Annotated in this window: 17 protein-coding genes; 4 read left to right on the forward strand and 13 right to left on the reverse strand. The window is 54.6% G+C overall.

Annotated elements, in window-relative coordinates; translation table 11 throughout:
* Positions 1 to 3: 3 nt before the first annotated feature.
* The 11 genes from tatA to HVE01_RS14190 form a co-directional block, all read right to left on the reverse strand.
* Entirely contained in the window at positions 4 to 288 is a 285-nt protein-coding gene (tatA, locus tag HVE01_RS14140; protein WP_125751410.1) for a Sec-independent protein translocase subunit TatA, read from the reverse strand.
* Positions 289 to 311: 23 nt separating this feature from the next.
* Positions 312 to 668 (reverse strand): phosphoribosyl-ATP diphosphatase, encoded by a 357-nt coding sequence (locus HVE01_RS14145; RefSeq protein WP_146944836.1) that lies wholly within the window; start codon positions 666 to 668, stop codon positions 312 to 314.
* Between the two features lie 96 nt (positions 669 to 764).
* Entirely contained in the window at positions 765 to 2,387 is a 1,623-nt protein-coding gene (gene ubiB / locus HVE01_RS14150; RefSeq protein ID WP_125751390.1) for a ubiquinone biosynthesis regulatory protein kinase UbiB, read from the reverse strand.
* Complete coding sequence (locus tag HVE01_RS14155; protein ID WP_146944838.1) at positions 2,387 to 3,064, reverse strand: ubiquinone biosynthesis accessory factor UbiJ; 678 nt, start codon at positions 3,062 to 3,064, stop codon at positions 2,387 to 2,389. The genes ubiB and HVE01_RS14155 overlap by 1 nt, the downstream gene beginning before the upstream one ends.
* A 22-nt stretch (positions 3,065 to 3,086) precedes the next feature.
* Positions 3,087 to 3,842 (reverse strand): bifunctional demethylmenaquinone methyltransferase/2-methoxy-6-polyprenyl-1,4-benzoquinol methylase UbiE, encoded by a 756-nt coding sequence (ubiE, locus tag HVE01_RS14160; protein WP_125751384.1) that lies wholly within the window; start codon positions 3,840 to 3,842, stop codon positions 3,087 to 3,089.
* A gap of 121 nt (positions 3,843 to 3,963) precedes the next feature.
* Positions 3,964 to 4,365, reverse strand: a complete 402-nt coding sequence (locus tag HVE01_RS14165) for a gamma-butyrobetaine hydroxylase family protein (RefSeq protein WP_146944840.1) — start codon at positions 4,363 to 4,365, stop codon at positions 3,964 to 3,966.
* 237 nt (positions 4,366 to 4,602) lie between these two features.
* Positions 4,603 to 5,925, reverse strand: coding sequence for an ATP-dependent protease ATPase subunit HslU (gene hslU, locus HVE01_RS14170; protein WP_146944842.1), 1,323 nt, complete (start codon positions 5,923 to 5,925; stop codon positions 4,603 to 4,605).
* Between the two features lie 11 nt (positions 5,926 to 5,936).
* The gene (hslV, locus tag HVE01_RS14175) at positions 5,937 to 6,470 is read right to left on the reverse strand and encodes an ATP-dependent protease subunit HslV (RefSeq protein WP_009724832.1); all 534 of its coding nucleotides are present in this window, start codon (positions 6,468 to 6,470) and stop codon (positions 5,937 to 5,939) included.
* A 209-nt stretch (positions 6,471 to 6,679) separates the two neighbouring features.
* Positions 6,680 to 7,465, reverse strand: a complete 786-nt coding sequence (locus HVE01_RS14180; RefSeq protein ID WP_125751376.1) for an SPOR domain-containing protein — start codon at positions 7,463 to 7,465, stop codon at positions 6,680 to 6,682.
* A gap of 3 nt (positions 7,466 to 7,468) precedes the next feature.
* On the reverse strand, positions 7,469 to 9,154 hold the full coding sequence (gene argS, locus HVE01_RS14185) for an arginine--tRNA ligase (protein WP_125751374.1): 1,686 nt from the start codon (positions 9,152 to 9,154) through the stop codon (positions 7,469 to 7,471).
* A 144-nt stretch (positions 9,155 to 9,298) separates the two neighbouring features.
* On the reverse strand, positions 9,299 to 11,683 hold the full coding sequence (locus tag HVE01_RS14190) for a primosomal protein N' (protein ID WP_146944843.1): 2,385 nt from the start codon (positions 11,681 to 11,683) through the stop codon (positions 9,299 to 9,301).
* Between the two features lie 19 nt (positions 11,684 to 11,702).
* Between HVE01_RS14190 and rpmE the strand changes: the two genes are divergently transcribed.
* Positions 11,703 to 11,918 carry a 50S ribosomal protein L31 gene (gene rpmE / locus HVE01_RS14195; protein WP_009724828.1) on the forward strand — a complete coding sequence of 72 codons (216 nt, stop codon included), beginning with the start codon at positions 11,703 to 11,705 and terminating at the stop codon, positions 11,916 to 11,918.
* A 476-nt stretch (positions 11,919 to 12,394) separates the two neighbouring features.
* Positions 12,395 to 13,666: a malic enzyme-like NAD(P)-binding protein gene (locus HVE01_RS14200; RefSeq protein WP_146944844.1), complete on the forward strand. Its 1,272-nt coding sequence runs from the start codon at positions 12,395 to 12,397 to the stop codon at positions 13,664 to 13,666.
* Between the two features lie 84 nt (positions 13,667 to 13,750).
* On the opposite strand, the gene HVE01_RS14205 is transcribed toward HVE01_RS14200, so the two are convergent.
* Positions 13,751 to 14,575, reverse strand: a complete 825-nt coding sequence (locus HVE01_RS14205; protein WP_125751365.1) for an acyl-CoA thioesterase — start codon at positions 14,573 to 14,575, stop codon at positions 13,751 to 13,753.
* A gap of 110 nt (positions 14,576 to 14,685) precedes the next feature.
* Between HVE01_RS14205 and tadA the strand changes: the two genes are divergently transcribed.
* Positions 14,686 to 15,138 (forward strand): tRNA adenosine(34) deaminase TadA, encoded by a 453-nt coding sequence (tadA, locus tag HVE01_RS14210; RefSeq protein WP_206049819.1) that lies wholly within the window; start codon positions 14,686 to 14,688, stop codon positions 15,136 to 15,138.
* A 49-nt stretch (positions 15,139 to 15,187) separates the two neighbouring features.
* Here the strand turns inward: tadA and mltF are convergent, their stop codons facing one another.
* Positions 15,188 to 16,651: a membrane-bound lytic murein transglycosylase MltF gene (gene mltF, locus HVE01_RS14215; protein ID WP_146944845.1), complete on the reverse strand. Its 1,464-nt coding sequence runs from the start codon at positions 16,649 to 16,651 to the stop codon at positions 15,188 to 15,190.
* A 182-nt stretch (positions 16,652 to 16,833) separates the two neighbouring features.
* Between mltF and purL the strand changes: the two genes are divergently transcribed.
* Positions 16,834 to 20,775 carry a phosphoribosylformylglycinamidine synthase gene (gene purL / locus HVE01_RS14220; protein ID WP_146944846.1) on the forward strand — a complete coding sequence of 1,314 codons (3,942 nt, stop codon included), beginning with the start codon at positions 16,834 to 16,836 and terminating at the stop codon, positions 20,773 to 20,775.
* Positions 20,776 to 20,808 lie beyond the last annotated feature (33 nt).

The raw sequence follows: 20,808 nt of genomic DNA on the forward strand, positions 1-20,808 counted from the left end.
GGGTTATTTGCGCTCTTCGTTACGTTCTGTGGGGCGTTCTTCGGCGGCACGCTTCTCTTCTGCTTGAACATCGTAGGTGTTGCCAGTCTCTTCGTGGCTGACTTTCGCCTGAGATTGGTCAGCATCTTTTTTGTCGCCGTCTTTCTCTTCTTCGTTAATGGCCTTTTTAAAGCCTTTGACTGCACCGCCTAAATCGGTGCCCACATTACGCAGTTTCTTGGTGCCGAAAATTAGGATGATAATGCCTAGAACAATCAGCAACTGCCAAATACTGATACCACCTAACATATGCATTTCCTCATCAGTGCAGGTTAACGTTGTGTGCGGGACGCTTTTTCTTCATGACCCGAAATACCAAACCGCTGTGCTAGCTCATCTAAAACGCGCTGATGATCCAGTTCAAGGTGCGACAGCATCACTAAGCTATGAAACCACAGGTCGGCGGTTTCAGCGATCACCGCTTGATGCGCCTGTTCACCGCCGTGCTCAGCATCTTTAGCAGCCAAAATTGTTTCGGTCGCCTCTTCGCCGACTTTTTCGAGTATCTTGTTCAAACCCTTATGATGCAAGGAGGCAACATAAGAATCTTCTGCACAAGCGTGTCGACGCTGCTTTAAGACCTCTGCGAGTGCATCTAGCACTTGCGTCGTCTGGGTAGAATCAGTCATAGGCATCCTTTTATCAATCATCACCGCGCGGTCACCAAAGGTCAGTGCTTTCGCCAAAAGCGACACTGAGGCGCTTTATCTTACTGCCTGATTGTTTCATTGCCATAGCAGCAGCAATAAGCCGACGCCCGCCGCTGCTAAAACAGGCCACTCTTGAGCCGATGCCCAGCCGCTCAGCGGCTGCCAGGCCAGGGCAATAGCAAGCAAAATAAGCCCGATACGCAGTCGGTAATGACGTTTATGCTGGCGCGTCAGTTGCTGCTGAACCGCACCAATTGACGTTGCTTGCTGATGACGCTGACGGTGCTCATGCTCCATTCGGTTTAGCGCTTGATGCGCTAGCACGGGGAGTTCAGGCAACTGATGAGAAAGCTCTGGCGCTTGGCGTTTGAGCGACTCCCAAAGACCGCCGATACCCGCGCGCTGTTTCATCCACTTTTCTAGATATGGTTTCGCGGTGCTCCACAGATCTAGATCAGGATAGAGCTGGCGACCCAGCCCTTCGATGTTCAGCAGCGTTTTTTGCAACAATACTAGCTGTGGTTGTACTTCCATATTAAAACGCCGTGCCGTTTGAAACAGCCCTAACAGCACCTGCCCAAACGAAATATCTTTGAGCGGTTTTTCAAGAATGGGTTCGCATACGGTACGAATCGCGGCTGCGAACTCGTTGGCGCGGGTGTTTTCGCCTACCCAACCGGACTCAATATGTAACGCGGCTACTTCGTAGTAATCTTGATGGAAAAATGCCAGTAGGTTACGTGCAAGGTAGTCTTGATCTTCTCGGGTAAGGCTCCCCACGATGCCGCAGTCGATGGCGATATACTGTGGGTCTTCAGGATCATCGCAATTAACAAAGATATTGCCGGGGTGCATATCGGCATGGAAGAAGTTATCTCGGAAGACCTGGGTAAAGAAGATTTCTACGCCGCGTTCAGCTAGCTTCTTAAGGTTGGTTCCGCGCGCCTTGAGGGTGTCTAAATCAGCCACAGGCACGCCGCGAATACGCTCCTGAACCATGACATGGCGACGGGTGTATGACCAATAAATTGTCGGTACAAACAGCAGCGGTGAGTCTTTGAAATTACGCTTAAGTTGCGATGTGTTTGCTGCTTCTTTGTAGAGATCAAGTTCGTCAAATAGGGTGGCTTCGTAATCACGAATCACTTCTACGGGGCGTAAGCGTTTTGCGTCAGGCACCTTACCCAGCAACTTAGCGATTTGGTACATCAACGCCATATCTTGGCGCATAATGCGCTCGATGCCGGGGCGAATAATTTTGACGACGACATCTTCACCGCTATGCAGCGTGGCCGCGTGCACCTGGGCAATTGAAGCTGATGCCAAAGGCACTCGATCAAAGGCGGCAAATGCCTCTACCAGCGACATTTCAAGCTCTTTCTCGACCCGTGCAGCGGCTAGTTCGCCGGGGAAGGGCGGCACTTGGTCTTGTAACCGTTTTAATTCATCGGCGATGTCTTCTGGCAGTAGGTCTCGACGGGTCGAGAGCATTTGGCCAAATTTAATAAAAATCGGCCCCAGTGCTTCCAGGGCTAGGCGCAGCCGCTCGCCGCGACTGCGCTGCCCGACAGGGAGCAGTTTTAGGGGCGAAAGCGTCATTAAGGCACGTAGCCAGAACGGCAGCCGCTCAACGGGTATCAACGTATCTAAGCGATGGCGAGCCACTATCCAAGAGATTTTTAATAACCGCAGGCTCATCAGCGCGGCTCCTCAAGGTGTGGTTGCTTGTTGGGCGACTGGCTGGTCGTTAACTGTGTCAAACGCTTATGCAAGCGATTGAGCTTGGCTTCCAGACGGTCGGTGGCGATCTCAAGTTCGGTCAAGTGGTCGCGGAGCACGTCGCGCTGCTGGCGGCCGGGGAGTATGCGGGCTTCTTCAAATACGTATTCAGAAACGTCTTGTAACAGCTCATCTTTTGCTCTTAGCCCCCAGCGCGCGGCGCGTCGGACGCCTTCGGCCAGTGAATGAGCGGGCATATCTCCCAGCCAGCGAGCTAGCTCGCCCTCCCAGTCGATATCCAGATCAAACAGCAGGTCACGGGTAGCCTCCAGAAGGTGGATGCGGCCGCGCACAGAAAGCTTGCCGTCAAACATCAGCCGCTCAATGGAGGCACCACTTAACCACTCAGAGAGTGTTTCAGGAGTGAGTTCGACGATGGCATCGACGTCAGTTTCGTCTAAATCATCGCCACGCAGCAGATCAATCCCTGCATGGTGGTAGTGCAGCACCAGCTGAAGGTGAGGCTTTTCAAGCCTTACCAGTAGTCGACTCCCTGCTAACGCAGATAAGCGCGCAGGCGCGGCTGGATCACGGGCAAGCAAGGCATTCAACGTGCGTTCACATCCGGCCAGCAACAGGGTCGGGGTGACTAGCATGCTGACCTCATTGTCGGTGAATTCATAATTTAATGCCGCGGTGAAGGGCAACGATACCGCCGGTCAGGTTGGTATATTCGACCCGATCAAGCCCGGCCGTTTCCATCATGCCTTTCAGGGTTTCCTGGTCGGGATGCATGCGAATAGATTCGGCGAGGTAGCGATAACTCTCACCGTCCCCGGCTACTAGTTCGCCCATTTTAGGCAGCAGGCGGAAGGAGTACTCATCGTAGGCTTTTGACAGCAGGGCGCTATTTGGCTTCGAAAATTCAAGCACTAGCAACCGTCCGCCAGGCTTTAGCACGCGTGTCATAGAGCGCAGCGCAGCGTCTTTGTCGGTGACGTTGCGCAGCCCGAAGGCAATTGTAATGCAGTCAAAACTGTTGTCCGGAAATGGCAGGCACTCGGCGTTGGCTTGTACAAACTCAACGTTGCCTCCAACGCCATTGTCCATCAGTTTGTCGCGGCCAACGTTGAGCATGGAGGCGTTAATGTCGGCCAATACCACTTTGCCACGCGGGCCAACCAAGCGAGAGAACTTGAGCGTCAAATCGCCAGTGCCGCCAGCAATATCCAGCACATGGTGCCCAGGGCGAACACCTGCGCGCTCAATCGCAAGGCGTTTCCAGATGCGATGGATACCCATGGACATCAAGTCATTCATGATGTCATAGCGCGTAGCGACCGAGTGAAAGACATCGGCAACACGAGACGCTTTCTCGTCAACCGCGACTTCCTGGTAACCAAAATGGGTGGTGCGTTTTTCAGAGGGGCTCATGGGGCTCTAGCTCCCGGGTTCGAGGCGGTAATAATCGACCAAAAGGTCGTCGCAATAAATGGTTAGCGACATTGTAGCCTTCTCACCCCCAACTTGTCTGCGCTTCAACTGAGGTCAAGCGTCACAGCTGTTTGAATTGGATACCGGTTGGTTCGCGGGAGGCGCCAGCCTCTTCGAGGCGTTGTAGGTAGTTTTGCCAATACTCTGTTTGATGCTGAGCTAAGTCATAAAGATAGTTCCAGCTGTAAAGTCCGCTGTCGTGGCCGTCGTCAAAGTGCAATTTCAGAGCGTAATTACCTGCTTGGGTAATGTTTTGCAGGCCGACATCTTTTTTACCCACTTGTAGTACGGCAGTATCGCCGCCGTGGCCACGCACTTCGGCTGAGGGTGAATAGACCCGTAAAAATTCGACAGGTAGCCGATAGCTTTCACCCGTGGCATAGCCGAGCTCTAGCTCGCGAGCCTGCTTATGGTAGTGAACCCGCGTTGGGGTGGGGGCATTCGTAGAAACAGGGGCGTTCATTGATGACGTCACCTCTTACGATATTGAGCTAAAGCGGATTGACCGACTATTTGCGCTTTAGCAAATGCGTGAAGGCAAGCGCCACGGCTAACGTTTGATCGACAGGACGTCGATCAAGCACGAGCAACAGGGATGTTGTTTTCGTGCGTGACGTTAGACGCAGCGCAGCCTGAACAGCAGCATTTGCGTGCGTAAAAAGCGGGCAAGCTGCTGCGGGCTATACCGATATAAGCGCGTTTACAAAATGTATCGCGATAGGTCTTCGTCCACTGCTAGCTCACCCAGCTGGGCATTGACGTAATCGGCATCGATGACCAGCGGGCTATTCATGTCGCCGCCTTTGAAGGAGGCTTCTTCAAGCAGTCGTTCCAGCACTGTATGTAAACGGCGAGCACCAATATTCTCGGTGCCTTCGTTGACTTGCCAGGAAATTTCGGCAATACGCTCAATACCGTCTGGAGTGAACTCGATATCCAGCCCTTCGGTAGCCAGCAGTGCTTGATACTGCTTGGTGAGCGAGGCGGAGGGCTCGGTGAGAATTCGCTGGAAATCGCCAGGGGTCAGCGCGTCCAGTTCAACACGGATCGGCAAGCGTCCTTGTAGCTCTGGAATAAGGTCCGAGGGACGCGATAGGTGGAAAGCGCCCGAAGCAATAAACAGGATATGATCGGTTTTGACCATGCCGTACTTGGTTGACACGGTAGAACCTTCGATTAACGGCAATAGGTCTCGCTGAACGCCTTCGCGGGAGACTTCGCCGCCGCTAGACTGGCCGCTCCCTTTGGCAACTTTGTCAATCTCATCCAGGAAGACAATCCCATGCTGCTCGACGGCTTCGACGGCGCGGGCTTTGATCTCTTCTTCATTGACCAGCTTGCCAGCTTCTTCATCGCGCAGTAGAACCAGTGCCTCTTTCACCGTTACACGGCGCTGCTCACGCTTTTGCTGGCCCATGTTGGAGAACAGACTCTGTAGCTGGTTGGTCATCTCCTCCATGCCCGGCGGCGTCATTATGTCGATGCCTTGCCCGTGGGAGGAAACTTCGATATCGATCTCTTTATCATCCAGCTGGCCTTCCCGAAGCTTTTTGCGGAAGGTTTGACGCGTGCCACTATCTTCCCGAGGCTTATCTTCCTGGCCGCGGGGCGGGGGTAGCAGCGCGTCTAGAACGCGGTCTTCAGCAGCATCTTCAGCGCGATGGCCAACTTCTTCCTTCGCGTATTCGCGCACCATTTTAATGGCAGCTTCCATCAAGTCGCGAATAATCGACTCAACGTCCCGGCCTACATAGCCTACTTCGGTAAATTTAGTCGCCTCGACCTTGATGAAGGGCGCTCTGGCTAGTTTGGCAAGGCGGCGAGCAATTTCAGTTTTACCTACGCCGGTCGGGCCAATCATCAGAATATTTTTGGGCGTTACTTCCGGACGCAATTCGTCGTCTAATTGCATGCGCCGCCAGCGGTTACGTAGGGCAATGGCCACAGCGCGCTTGGCATCCTGCTGGCCAATAATGTATTGATCCAGGGCGTGAACGATTTCGCGGGGTGTCATCTGAGTCATAAAAAGGGGCCTCAACGGTCGTTGATGTTCAGCTCTTCGAGCGTCACGTGGTGATTGGTAAATACGCAGATGTCGCCGGCGATTTCGAGTGACTTTTCAGTGATTTCACGAGCAGAAAGCTCGGTATTTTCCAATAGTGCGCGGGCGCTTGCCTGGGCAAAGTTGCCGCCAGAGCCAATAGCAATAATGCCGCGTTCAGGCTCAACCACATCACCGTTGCCAGTGATAATCAGTGATGCACTGTGGTCAGCTACAGCCAGTAGTGCTTCCAGGCGGCGCAGCGCTCGATCGGTGCGCCAATCCTTGGCCAACTCAACCGCTGCTTTGGTGAGGTGTCCTTGGTATTTTTCTAACTGCGCTTCAAAACGCTCAAACAGGGTGAAGGCATCGGCGGTGCCGCCAGCAAAACCCGCGAGCACTTTGCCTCGATACAGGCGGCGCACTTTACTCGCATTGCCTTTCATTACGGTGTTGCCTAGTGATACTTGGCCGTCGCCTGCAAGGGCAACCTGATTACCGCGGCGTACGGATACAATAGTGGTCATGGAGATAACTCCTTGGGGGAGGCACATGCTCCCGATGACTGATCGGCCATTTTAAAAGACCGTATAAAAAGCGATTCACAACAAAATGCGGGCGGCTGATAAAAAATCAACCGCCCGCTAAATAAAGCTGTTAGATAAAGTGTTTTTTAACGGGGCTTATGACGATAAAAGCCTGCCTAGCCCGTTGGTTAACGTCGTCTGTGGTTAGATTAGTTCTGTAGCTGGATCAGCAGTGGCTCAATGCCCTGTGTGGCCATTAAGTCTTGGGCGCGGTTAAGCTCCCGGGTATCTTCGTAAGGGCCTACTTGAACACGGTGCCAGGTATCGCCATTAGCCTTTACCTCGCTAACTTGGGCCAGCAGGCTCAAGTTGCGCAGGCGGCCACGCAACTGCTCGGCATCGCTTAACTCTCGAAACGATGCGGCCTGTAGCATGTAGCGGTTAGGCGTGTTGCTGGCAGGTGCTTGCTGGGCCGCGGCCACTTGCTCTTCAGGGCGCATATTTGCCGCAATCACCTGAGCAATAGGGTCATCGTTCTGGCGTGCACTGGCATTGCTTGTCGTTGTTTCACTGCTCGTTGTTGTTGCACTTGCTGTCGCGCTGTTACTTGCGGTTGTTTGCTGCTGCGTTGTTGCTGCTTCAGGGCGATTCACAGTTGATGGCAGCGACACGCCTGGAGCGATGACTTCTGTGTCTGGCAGCAGTGTGTAGAACTCAAACGTCGGCATTGCTGGCTCGGTGACGTTTTCTGTTTGACGCGCAGCGCTGCGCTCATCGCTGTCGGCAGGCTTAGGTAAGACAGTTGCTTGGGGCGTGTCTTCCTGCTCTTGCCAAGGAGCGGTGCCATGTTGATGTTGTGCTAGGAAGAAGCCTGCCGCTAAGCCTGCTATCCCCCAAAGCCAACCAGGGATTTTGAATCCGCCGCCTGAGCTTTTGCTGGCTTTGCGCTGAGAGGTGGCTCCTCGGCGGGCGGGCTTCTCTTTTGGGCTGGCCATCGCTTACATCTCCTCTGGGGCGCTGACCCCCATAAGGTCAAGGCCGTTGCGAAGCACCTGCTTGGTGGCTAAGCCAAGAGCTAAGCGTGTGTTACGCAGGGTATCGTCTTCAACCATGACTTTAACGGCGTTGTAGCAGGTGTGGAAATCACCTGAAAGGTCCAATAGATACTGAGCAACCTGCTGGGGCTCGCGATTTTTAGCGGCGTTCTCAACCACTTCTGGGTAGCGCGCCAAGCGATTAAGTACCGCTTTTTCCTGGTCGCTATCGAGCAATGCGAGGTTAGCTAGAGCAGTGCTGTGGCTGAATGGCTGGCCAGCATCCTCGGCTTTGCGCAGCATGCTAGCTACCCGCGCGTGGGCGTATTGAATGTAATACACCGGGTTATCGTTCGACTGCGAGCGCGCCAAATCGATATCAAAGGTAAGCTGTGAATCCGCCCGGCGTGCGGCCAGGAAGAAGCGAGTGGCGTCGCGGCCAACTTCGTCAATTAGGTCACGCACGGTGACATAGCTGCCAGCACGTTTGGAAAGCTTTACCTCGACACCTGAGCGGGTCACCATCACCATCTGATGTAAAACGTAGTCGGGCCAGCCTTTTGGAATGCCGACCTCAAGTGCCTGCAAACCTGCACGAACACGGGTAACCGTGGAGTGATGGTCAGCACCTTGCTCGTTAATCACGGTTTTAAAGCCGCGTTGCCACTTGTTCAGGTGGTAGGCCACATCCGGTAAGAAGTAGGTGTAACCGCCTTCGCGTTTGCGCATCACGCGGTCTTTATCATCGCCAAAGTCAGTGGTGCGTAGCCACATGGCACCGTCTTCTTCGTACGTATGGCCATTCGCAACGAGCTTTTCAACGGTCGCGTCTACTTTGCCGTCTTGGTAAAGCGATGACTCAAGGAAGTAGACGTCAAACTCAACGCCAAACGCTTTCAGATCTAAATCCTGTTCTCGGCGTAGCCAAGCGACAGCGAAGGCCTGAATGGCATCTAGATCATTAGCATCTGCTTTAGCGGTGACTTCACGGTCATCGGCTGCCACCGTTTTGCCGGCCATGTAGTCATTAGCCACATCAACGATGTATTCACCGCGGTAGCCGTCTTCTGGCCAGCTGGGATCGTCTGGCCCAAGGCCCTTGGCGCGAGCTTGAACAGAAAGCGCCAGATTTTTGATCTGGGCACCGGCATCGTTGTAATAAAATTCGCGCGTCACATCGTAGCCGGTGGCTTCTAGCAGGCGGCAAATGCAATCGCCTATGGCTGCGCCACGGCCATGGCCAACATGAAGAGGTCCTGTCGGGTTGGCAGACACAAACTCCACTTGGACCTTCTCGCCCTTGCCAATCAGGCTGCGGCCAAAGGCGTCGCCGCTATCGAGCACTTGAGCAACAATTTGAGCGGCCGCATCTGTGGCAGCAAAAAAATTAATAAAACCGGGGCCAGCAATCTCGGTTTTTTGAATGGCATCGCTCGCGGGGAGGGCGGCGACCAGTAGATCGGCTAGCTCGCGCGGCTTCTTCGCTGCTGGCTTCGCCAGCATAAGCGCTAGATTGGTGGCGTAGTCGCCGTGCGCTTTATCTTTAGTGGGGTCAACTTTAATCGTCGGCTGTAGATCGTCGGGCAGCACGCCTTGGTGCTTAAGCGCGTCAATCGCGCCTTCTAGCAAAGTAACAATTGTGTCTTTCATTTAAATATCCGAATGTCGTCAGTGGCGGCGTGTGCATGCGCTCATGTTAGGCAGCGGCAAAGCGGCCATTATCGGCAATTGGCGCGCAGTTTCAAAGCCGTATTACATTACAGGGCGAGCCAATGGCCCGTGATATCCCTGTCTCTACGCGAGCGTTTGCGGGTCAATGTCGATTGACCAACGGACTTTGCGCGCCTCACGATTGGCCTCTAACCACTGTACCAGCCAGTTAGCGGCGGTATGGCGCTGGCTACGTTTGTCTGCTGCCAGCATGATATGCACATGATAACGGTTTTGTCGGCGCTCCATGGGAGCTGGAACGGGGCCCAAACAGCGCACCGGCAGTTTTACAATTGTTAACCATTGGCGGAGCGCTTGAGCAGCCTGCTGGCCCAATGCGGTGGCGGCTTGCTCATGGGGGCTTTCAATGCGTAGCAAGGCCATAAAGCAAAAAGGCGGCAGCATTGCGAGGCGGCGCTCTTCCAAAAGGCTGCGGGCGAGTGCGCCATAACCGTGCTCCGCAAGTTGGCCCAAGTGCGGGTCATCTGGATGCAGCGTTTGCACCAGTACTCGCCCAGGATGAGCGGCACGCCCTGCGCGGCCGGCGACCTGTTCCAGTAACTGCGCGCTGTGTTCTAACGAGCGAAAATCAGCAGCGTAAAGCCCCCCGTCGGCATTAACGACGACCACCAGCGTGACATGGGGCAGGTGGTGGCCTTTTGCCAGCATCTGGGTGCCAACAAGCAAGCATGGTTCGCCTCGCTGAATCTCTTTGAGTATCTGCTCAAAACTCTCTTTTTTACGCGTACTGTCGCGGTCAATTCGATGAACGGTGACGCTTGGGAACAATCCCTGCAATGTCTCTTCCGTTCGTTCGGTGCCGCTGCCCAGAGCGCGCAGGTCGCCGCTGCCACACTCGGGGCAAGCGTCTGGTAGTGCGCGCCGACTATCGCAATGGTGGCAGGCCAAAAGAGCAGGCTGACGGTGCAGCGTCATGCGTGAGTCGCACTGCCCGCACTCAGCGATCCAGCCACAGCTATGGCAAGCCAGCGTTGGCGCGAACCCCCGTCGGTTAATAAAAACCAGCGCCTGCTTGCCTGACGTTAAAGTGTTTTTGATAGCGGTGATGGCGCTGGGCAGAAGCCCGCCTTGGCGTCGCTGATGGCGTAGGTCGATCAACTCAAGCTTGGCTGGCGGGTGCCGACTGGGGCGTTGGGTGAGGCGTAGATGACGGTAGTGGCCGGAAAGCGCTTGCTGCAAACTCTCAAAAGAAGGTGTGGCGCTGCCTAACAGCAGGGGGATATTGTGGTAATGCGCCCTGGCAACGGCTAAGTCCCGGGCGTGATAGCGAAGCCCGTCGTGCTGTTTATAGGAGCCATCATGCTCCTCGTCGACGATAATGGCGCCTGGGTTTTTGAGTGGCGTGAAAATAGCCGAACGGGTGCCGATAATGACTAGCGCGCGGCCATTGGCTGCGGCTTCCCATACATCCAAGCGCTCCAGGTCGGTAAGCCCTGAGTGTAGCGCCACTACCGGTACCCTAAAGCGGCTTTTAAAGCGTGCCAGGGTTTGAGGTGTGAGGCCTATTTCTGGCACCAGTACCAGGGACTGCTTGCCCTTAGCGGCAAGGGCTTCAATTAGCTGAAGGTAGATTTCGGTTTTACCACTACCGGTCACGCCTTCAAGTAGGCAGGGGTGGTAGCTTTCGAGCTTTTCATGCAGTGCGGCAAGTGCCGAGGCCTGCTCTCTGTTTAGCGCAAGTGATGGTGAGGCCAGCAGATTGCCGCCAGCGGGCGGTGTGGCGGTTAGCGTGGTTTCCTGGGCACGGGCGAAGCCCTTTTTTTGCAAGGCTAGCAGCTGTTCACGGGTGAAACCGTGAGCAGTGATGGCTCGACCAGCGAGTCCGTGTGGATGCTGGCGCAGCAGGGCATACAGCTCAGCTTGTTTGGGTGCTCGCTGAAGTGCTAGGTCGTCTCCAGGTGATAGCGGTAGCCACAGGGTTTGTGTTCGTCCTCCTACCGGGTGGCCTTGGCGTAGCCTAGCAGGCATGGCCAGTTGCATCGTGTCGCCTAAGCTGTGCTGATAATAACGCGCAGCGAAATGGCATAGCCACTGCCAGTCGTTGGGCAGGGGAGCGTCATCAAGCACCTCGCTAATGGCGCGCAGCTTCTCATGGGGAAGCTCGCTGCCATTGGCAAGCTCTGCCACCACGCCGACCACTTCTCTGCGGCCAAAGGGGACGCGCACTCTTAGGCCTACCTGCCAGCCACAAGCGGGTGGCTGGCGTATTGGTAAATAGTCAAATAAACGCCGCAGCGGTGATGGTAGAGCGACTTTTAGCACTTGAAAAGATGCTGAGGAAGCGCTTTGAGGGCGTGCCTGGTTAGAAACAGAGTCGGACAATTGGCCTCCGGCGTTTAGTTTGCTAGAATGCTCGGCCGCTCTGAATCTATAGAATGGAGCGGGTAACCGGTTAGCAGTTTTTTCAAACCCGTATGCGGTGCCTGGCAATGGATCAGGTGGCGGCATACAGCTCATGAGGCTCAAGATGAAACAAGGTATCCACCCGAATTACAACACGGTCACCGCTAGCTGTTCTTGCGGTGCAAGCTTCCAGGTTGGTTCTACCTCTGGTCAGGACTTCTCTCTGGACGTGTGCTCCAACTGCCACCCGTTCTACACTGGTAAGCAGAAGCAAGCGACCACTGGTGGCCGTGTAGAACGCTTTAACAAGCGTTTCGGCGCTGCCGTTAAGCGCGGCTAATCCTAACGGATTTGCGCTGCTGCAAACACACAATGTGTTTGCAATATAAGCCCACGCTACGGCGTGGGCTTTTTATTCTCAGAGGCACGCTTTTTCCATTCCCTTCTTAACCTGATGGGCCTTTGAGGTCTTATTCTACCAAGTAATGATGCATCCATGGATGCTTCTAGCAGATGCTTTAAGTAGATACTTTTCCACAGCCGCTTCTACACAAGCAGGCCTGTGGAAAAATTTGGTTTTTTATAATTTTTAATGGAATTTATTTTCATAAATGCCGCATTGCATCAATAAGTAAACCTTTATGGCTGTTGAGCTTATTTATAAGTTGCAGTAAATGGTGTTGAAAAGTTACGAACATGTTGGAAATAGGAATGAAACAACTGTTTTTCTGCAAAGTTTACTACGTGCTTGAGACGCATGAGTTTTTTCTATATTCTGAAGCAACTTTTCTACTTTAGGCTGATTGGACCTTGACCATGATGGATGCAAATAAGCAAGCGGCTTTGGATTATCACGCTAAACCGATTCCCGGTAAGCTATCTGTGGAGTTAACTAAACCCACGGCTACCGCGCGTGATCTGGCGCTGGCGTATAGTCCTGGCGTTGCTGAGCCGGTTCGCGAAATCGCCCGTGAGGCGGAAAATGCGTATCGCTACACTGGTAAAGGAAATCTGGTCGCTGTCATTTCTGACGGAACTGCCATTTTAGGCCTTGGTAACCTTGGTCCGCTGGCCAGTAAGCCGGTTATGGAAGGTAAGGGCGTACTGTTTAAGTGCTTTGCAGGCATTAACTCAGTTGATATTGAAGTGGATGCTGAAAGCCCACAGGCGTTTATCGATACGGTGGCGCGTATTGCGGATACCTGGGGCGGCATTAACCTGGAAGATATCAAAGCCCCCGAGTGCTTTGAAATCGAAAAAGCCTTGATTGATCGTTGCAGTATTCCAGTATTTCATGATGATCAGCATGGTACGGCCATTGTGACCGCTGCCGGTATGCTTAATGCGCTGGATATTGCCAATAAGCGTATTGAAGATGTGAAGATTGTCTGCATGGGCGCGGGGGCAGCGGCAATTGCCTGCATGCGTTTGCTAGTGTCGTGTGGCGCTAGTAAAAAGAATTTGGTGATGCTTGATCGTCGCGGTGTTATTCACGCTGATCGCGATGGCATTAACGAGTATAAAGCTGAATTCGCCCGCCATACCAATATGCGCACGCTAGACGATGCCATCGACGGCGCTGATGTGTTTATTGGTCTTTCAGGTCCAGGGCTGCTTTCTGCCGAGCAAGTGAAAAAAATGGCCGCAGACCCAGTTATTTTCGCCTGTACTAACCCTGATCCGGAAATCCACCCGGCTGTGGCCCGCGAGGCACGTCCGGATGTGATTATGGCCACTGGCCGTTCGGACTTTCCTAATCAGGTAAATAACGTATTAGGTTTCCCGTTTATTTTCCGAGGTGCTTTGGATGTTCGGGCGACACGTATCAATGAGGCCATGAAGCTGGCTGCTGTCCACGCTTTGAAGGATCTGGCTCGAGAGCCGGTACCCCAGGAAGTCTTAGACGCCTATGAGCGTACTGAGATGAGTTTTGGGCGTGAGTACATTATCCCGACACCGGTCGACATTCGCCTGCTTGAGCGAGTTTCTTCGGCGGTGGCTCAGGCTGCAGTCGATTCAGGTGTGGCGCGTAAGCCTTATCCGGCGCACTATCCGCTCAAAACGGTTAATGACGTTTACGGCGCGTAAACGGTACTGCGCAGGTTGATGTAACCTCCAACGCCCGCTGATAGCGGGCGTTGGTGTTTTTGCCAGTCGCTTGATTGGTGCGCTTTAGTGCTGTTGCGGGTAACGCACCAGTCCTTCTTGAGCGGTAGATGCCACCAAGCGACCGTCGCGTCGGTAAATATGCCCGCGTGCCAGACCGCGGGCGCCGCCAGCCCAGGGAGAGTCAATCACGTAAAGTAACCAGTCATCCAGGCGGGTATCTTCGTGCAGCCACAGCGCATGGTCTAGGCTGGCGATGCGCAGTTTAGGATCGGTAAACTTGATGCCGTGAGGGATCAACCCGGTTGTTAGTAGATTGAAATCCGATACGTAGGAAAGCAAGTGGCGATGCAGGGCTGGATCATCGGGCAGCGTTCCGCCCGCTAGGCGAAACCATAGGCACTGGCCTGCAGGCGAGGCATTGTCTGGATTGCCTTTTAAATGCAGAAACTCGATAGGATGACCTGGAAAGCGCGCGTGCTTGACATCCCCGCTGTCGATTAACGCTTCTGGCGTAGGTACGTGTGGCATGGCGCGCTGATGGCTAATGCTCTCTTCGGCGCTTTGAAACGAGGCGCTACAGAAGAAGATCGGGCGCCCTTTTTGAATAGCGGTCACGCGTCGAGTCGTAAAGCTACCGCCATCGCGAATGGTATCTACTTGGTAGACGACCGGGCGATGAGGGTCGCCGGGACGCAGAAAATAGCCATGTTGTGAGTGTGGGCGACGATCTTCGGGCACGGTGCGAGCCGCAGCTGCTAATGCTTGGCCTAATACTTGGCCGCCGTAGAGCTGCGGGAAGCCGAGGTCTTGGCTTTGGCCACGAAATAGCGTCTCTTCAAGTGTTTCCAGCTCTAGTAAGCTTACCAGTAACTTCAGCGCATCGTTCATTCTCGGTATCCTTAGTGCTGTCCGTTTGGCCGCTAATGTTTGCCGAAGTAGCTATGCGGCTATGGCACAATTAAAACGATCGTTTTGCTACCTTAGCGGAGTTTGCCTTGATACGCAGCGACGAATTTTACATGCACCGAGCGCTTGACCAGGCACACCTTGCCTTTAAAGAGGGCGAGGTGCCGGTGGGCGCCGTAGTGGTGGATGCTTTGGGAACCATTATAGGAGCAGGGCGAAACTCATCGGTAGCTAGCTGCGATCCTAGCGGCCACGCGGAAATTTGCGCGCTGAGAGCAGCGGGACAGCAATTAGCTAACTACCGTTTAGAGGGCTGCACACTCTTTGTGACGCTTGAGCCGTGCATGATGTGTGCGGGTGCCATGGTCCATGCCCGTCTAACACGCTTGGTATATGGTGCGGCAGAGCCGCGCACCGGGATGGTCGAATCAAAAGCTAACCTGCTTGCTCAGCCGTGGTTCAATCATCAAGTGGTCGTCACTAGTGGCGTGCTGGCAGCGCCGGCAAAAAAGTTGCTAAAACAGTTTTTTGCTACGAAACGCTAGCCCGCGACTATCGCCAACGAGTGGCGGCGTTGGGGGTAGCCGTCGATCATTATTCCACGGGAGGAATAATATCAAAAAGTAACAGAGGCTCCTCGCTTACCAGCGTTTGTCCCAGCTGAAAAAACTGCTGGCGACTGCGTTCGACGTACTCAATCATCTCGTAGTAGCGGCGAATGTTGCGTACATAGATCACAGGCTCACCGCCGCGTGCATAGCCATGACGAGTTTGGCTATGCCACTCCCGTTGCTGAAGTAAGGGCAGCGCTGCACGGACATCTTGCCAGCTGTCTGGATTGCCACCGCGCATTTCGGCGATATTGCGGGCATCGTATAGGTGCCCGAGTCCTACGTTATAGGCTGCCATTGCCATGTAAAGCCGGTCATTGCCGACAATGCTTTCTGGCAGACGGTCTTTAATACTGCGTAAATAGCGGGCGCCGCCGTCAATGCTCTGAGCAGGATTGGTGCGGTCAGCGACACCCATCTCGCTGGCGGTTGGGTTGGTGAGCATCATTAGGCCGCGCACCCCGGTGGGAGATACTGCGTTAGGGTCCCAGTGAGATTCCTGATAGCCCACGGCAGCCAGCAGTTTCCAGTCAAACCCCGTGTCTCGAGCCGCCTTTTTGAAAAGCTCGGTATAGGCTGGCAGACGTTCATCAAGGTGGGCTAAAAACGTGCGTGTTCCCACGTACTCCAAATAATCGTCATGGCCAAAGTAACGGCTAACCAGTTGCTCCAGCGTGCCATTTTCCTGCAGTTCTTGAAGAAACTGATTGGCAGCTTCCAATAGCCCCAGCCCGCGCCCGCTAGGTACCGCCCAGGCTAACGATAGCGGCTCTCCCAAAAAGAAACCGCGCTCGACGTTAGGAAAAAAAAGCCGATTGAGGCGAAACTGATGATCAAAAATAATCGCAGCATCCAGCGTGCCGTTTTCCACCTGGGCTAACAGTTCTGCTACTTCTAGCTCGTGAGACTCTTTCCAGCTTAAGCTAGGGTAGTCGCGTTGAAGGGCGAGAAGTGCTTGGCTGGTACCTGCTTCGCTAAGCGTGCCTAACTCTAAGCCAACTAAATTTTTTGGCTCGTCTATGTTGTTCAAGCCGCGACGATAAACCACCAGTGGCTGCATTTGGATAATCGAGCGGGTGTAATGAATGCCTGGTGAATCTGGCAGCAAGGGCAGCGCTGCGGCACCTAGGTCTCCTTGTTCTCGTACGGCAGGTAGCACGCTTTCAGGATGGTGGCTTGTATTGAGATTTAAGCTAACTCCTAAGTGGTCAGCAAACCGATGCATCAGCTCATATTCAAAGCCAGTGGGGCCTTGGCGGCCTTCATAGTAAGTAGTTGGTGTGTTGCGGGTATGAATAGTAATAAAGTCTTTCGCGATGATCTGAGCGAGGTGTTCACCTTGCGGTATCGGTGTGGCACGCGGAATTAACGCTAAGAAAAGCGTAACAATAACTGCAAAATAGGCGCGATAACGCGTTATAAAATGTCGGCAAATCAACGGCAGCATGGCGTCTTGTCGGCATGAAACAAGCTGCCACGATACCCAGCCTGAGAGATGCTGTCACCTTGTTGATTTCGTGTGGGCGCCGCTTTCCAGTATCATAGTGCCTATTAGTGTCATTAAAGAGGGCCGCGCTGCGGCCCACTGATTTCCCGCACGAACTCTTCCTGCTTTAGAGGCTCCCAGATATGCTCGAACTGCGAGGCGCACCTGCCCTTTCTGCCTTCCGCCATGAACGGCTGTTAACGGTGTTGCGTGAACGTGTTCCCGAGGTGGAGGCGTTGTCCGCCCATTACGTCCACTTCATAGACCACCGCGAGACACTGGATGATGCTGCCCAGGAGTGTTTGGCCAAGCTGCTTGATTATGGCAGCCATGCGAGCCAAGACATTCCTGACAACGCCCAGCGCTTCCTGGTTGTACCGCGTTTAGGTACTCAGTCGCCATGGTCTTCTAAAGCAACTGATATTGCTCATAACTGTGGGCTGCACCAGATTGATCGCATCGAACGCGGTGTCGATTATCGGGTAGCACTGCGCGGAGCGCCTAGCGCTGAACAGTTAGGCGCAATCAGCGCGCTACTGCACGATCGTATGACGGAGAACGTGCTGTCTGACGTTGCCGATGCGGTCAAGCTGTTTGCTCATCACGCGCCTGCGCCACTGGGCAGTGTCGATATCTTGGAAGGCGGCCGCGATGCGTTGGCGACGGCCAACCGAGAATTAGGGCTGGCGCTTGCCGACGATGAAATCGACTATCTGGTAGCTGCGTTTATTGAGCTGGGTCGCAATCCTAGTGATGTCGAGCTGATGATGTTTGCCCAGGCGAACTCTGAGCACTGCCGCCACAAAATCTTCAACGCGGACTGGGTTATTGATGGTGAGGCCCAGAGCCATTCGCTGTTTAAGATGATTAAGAATACCTTCGCGACCTCGCCGGATAACGTGCTCTCGGCCTATAGCGACAACGCAGCGGTGATCAAAGGTAGCCAGGGAGGGCGCTTCTTCCCCACGCCACTGACTGGCGCTGAGGGGGAGCGGGCTAGCTACGACGCCCACCAAGAGCCTATCCACATTCTGATGAAGGTGGAAACTCACAACCACCCTACAGCGATTGCACCATTCCCAGGCGCGGCGACCGGTTCCGGCGGTGAAATTCGTGATGAGGGGGCGACCGGTATCGGCGGCAAGCCGAAGGCCGGCCTGTCGGGCTTTACCGTATCCAACCTGCGTATCCCCGAGTTCGTACAGCCTTGGGAAGCGTTTGACTACGGCAAACCAGAGCGCATGCAGTCAGCGCTGCAAATTATGCTGGACGGCCCCATCGGTGGTGCAGCGTTTAATAATGAATTTGGTCGGCCCAATCTGACGGGCTACTTCCGTACCTACGAACAGGATACGTTGAGCGACGATGGTATCGAGCGTCGCGGCTTCCACAAGCCGATTATGCTGGCCGGTGGTTATGGCAACATTCGTGCTCACCATGTGCAGAAAGGGGAGATTCCCGTAGGTGGCAAGCTCATCGTGATGGGTGGCCCGGCCATGCTGATCGGTCTGGGTGGTGGCGCAGCGTCTAGCATGGCATCAGGCGAGTCCAGCGCGGACTTGGATTTTGCCTCGGTGCAGCGGGAAAACCCGGAAATTGAGCGTCGCGCCCAGGAGGTCATCGACCGCTGTTGGGCGCTGGGCGATAAAAACCCGATTCGCTTTATTCACGATGTAGGTGCAGGCGGGCTATCCAACGCCTTGCCGGAGCTGGTCAAAGACGGTAACCGCGGTGGCCTGTTTGACCTGCGTGCCGTGCCTAACGCTGAACCGGGTATGAGCCCGCTGGAAATTTGGTGTAACGAAGCCCAAGAGCGTTATGTGCTGGCTGTTGCCCCTGACGACTTAGCTACCTTTGACGCACTGTGCAAGCGTGAGCGTTGCCCCTATGCAGTGGTCGGTGAGGCCATGGAGCATCACCACCTGGAGGTTCGCGACGGCCATTTTGATACCAAGCCGGTCGATCTCCCGATGAGCGTGCTATTTGGCAAGCCGCCAAAGATGACGCGCTCGTTTGAACGTCAGACTCCAGAGCTGTCTGGCGTTATGCTTGATAACCTGGATCTGCGCGAAGCGATGGATCGGGTGTTGCGCCTGCCCACCGTGGCATCGAAGAGCTTTTTGATTACCATTGGCGACCGTTCAATTACCGGCCAAGTCGCCCGCGATCAGATGGTTGGCCCTTGGCAGGTGCCGGTGGCTGATGTGGCCGTGACCACGGCTAGCTTCGACACCCACGCTGGTGAAGCCATGGCGATGGGCGAACGCCCGCCAGTGGCGCTAATTAACCCTGCTGCCAGCGCCCGTTTAGCGGTTGCCGAAGCGATTACTAACTTAGCGGCGGCGCCAATTGGCAAACTGTCAGATATTAAGCTTTCAGCTAACTGGATGAGCGCTGCCGACCATCCTGGTGAAAACCAGGCGCTCTATGATGCGGTACACGCCGTCGGTATGGAGCTGTGTCCGGCACTCGGCATTGCCATTCCGGTAGGTAAGGATTCCATGTCAATGCGTACCGCTTGGCAGGAAGGCGACAGTTCGGGCGAAAACAGTGCTGACGAAAAGAGCATCACATCGCCGCTTTCGCTGGTGGTCACTGGGTTTGCGCCGGTCACCGATGCGCTGGCGACGCTGACACCGCAAATCAATCTGGAGCAGGACGAATCAGACCTGATTCTGATCGACCTGGGAAATGGACAAAACCGCTTAGGTGGTTCTGCGCTGGCGCAAGTCTATGGGCAAGTCGGTAATGACTGTCCAGATGTTGATGACCCAGAAGACCTGAAAGCATTTTTCGAGGTCATTCAGGGCCTCAACCGTGATGGCAAGCTGCTGGCCTATCACGACCGTAGTGATGGTGGCCTGCTGGTCACGCTGTTGGAAATGGCCTTTGCTGCCCATGCGGGTCTTGAGATTAAGCTGGACTGGCTGATTGATGAGCCGGTGGAAGCGTTCAATGCGCTGTTCTCTGAAGAGCTGGGTGCGGTGATTCAGGTGAGCCGTGAGCACACTGAAGAAGTGCTCACCCAGTTCGCCATGGCAGGTATCGAAACATGCGGTGTTATTGCGCGTCCCCGTTATGACGACCAAGTGCGGGTAACGCTGTTTGAAGAACCGCTGCTGGAAACTACTCGCCAACTGACACAGCGCACCTGGGCAGAAACCAGCTACCGCATGCAGGCACTGCGTGATAACCCAGAGTGCGCCAAGAACGAATTCGATAGCCTGCTGGATGTGCGTGATCCTGGCCTAAGCGCTGCACCTAGCTTTGATATCAACGATGATATTAGCGCGCCGTTTATTAACACGGCCAAGCCCGCTGTTGCTGTACTGCGCGAGCAAGGCGTTAATGGTCAGGTCGAGATGGCCTGGGCGTTCCATAAAGCGGGCTTCGACGCTGTGGATGTACACATGAGTGACATCCTGGAAGGACGTGTTTCGCTTGATGAGTTCAAAGGCTTAGTCGCCTGCGGTGGTTTCTCTTACGGTGACGTGCTGGGTGCTGGCGGCGGTTGGGCAAAGTCGGTGTTGTTCAATGAGCGTGCCCGTGAGCAGTTTGCCAACTTCTTCACCCGTGACGACAGCTTCTCGCTGGGTGTGTGTAATGGTTGTCAGATGCTCTCGCAGCTCAAGACACTGATCCCGGGGGCTGAAAGCTGGCCTGCGTTTGAGCGTAACGAATCTGAGCAGTTTGAAGCACGCGTAGCGATGGTGCGGGTAGAGAAAAGCCCATCGATTCTGCTGGCGGGTATGGAAGGCTCTAAGTTACCGATTGCTGTGGCCCACGGTGAAGGGCGTGCCGAGTTCCGTGATACCGCGCACCTGCGCAGTATGCAGTCCAGCAGCCAGATAGCGCTGCGTTATATCGATAACTACGGTCAAGTAACAACCCGCTACCCAGCTAACCCTAACGGCTCGCCGTCAGGAATCACCGGCCTCACCACACCGGATGGCCGTGTGACCATTATGATGCCTCACCCAGAGCGGGTGACTCGCGCGGTCACCAACTCCTGGCGTCCGGCCGAATGGACTGAGGATGGCGCTTGGCTGCGTTTATTCCGTAACGCCCGTGTGTGGCTGGGCTGATATACCCTGTCATGCTAAACAAAAGCGGCCTGC

It is taken from the genome of Vreelandella venusta (assembly GCF_007989605.1).
Lineage (GTDB): Bacteria > Pseudomonadota > Gammaproteobacteria > Pseudomonadales > Halomonadaceae > Vreelandella > Vreelandella venusta.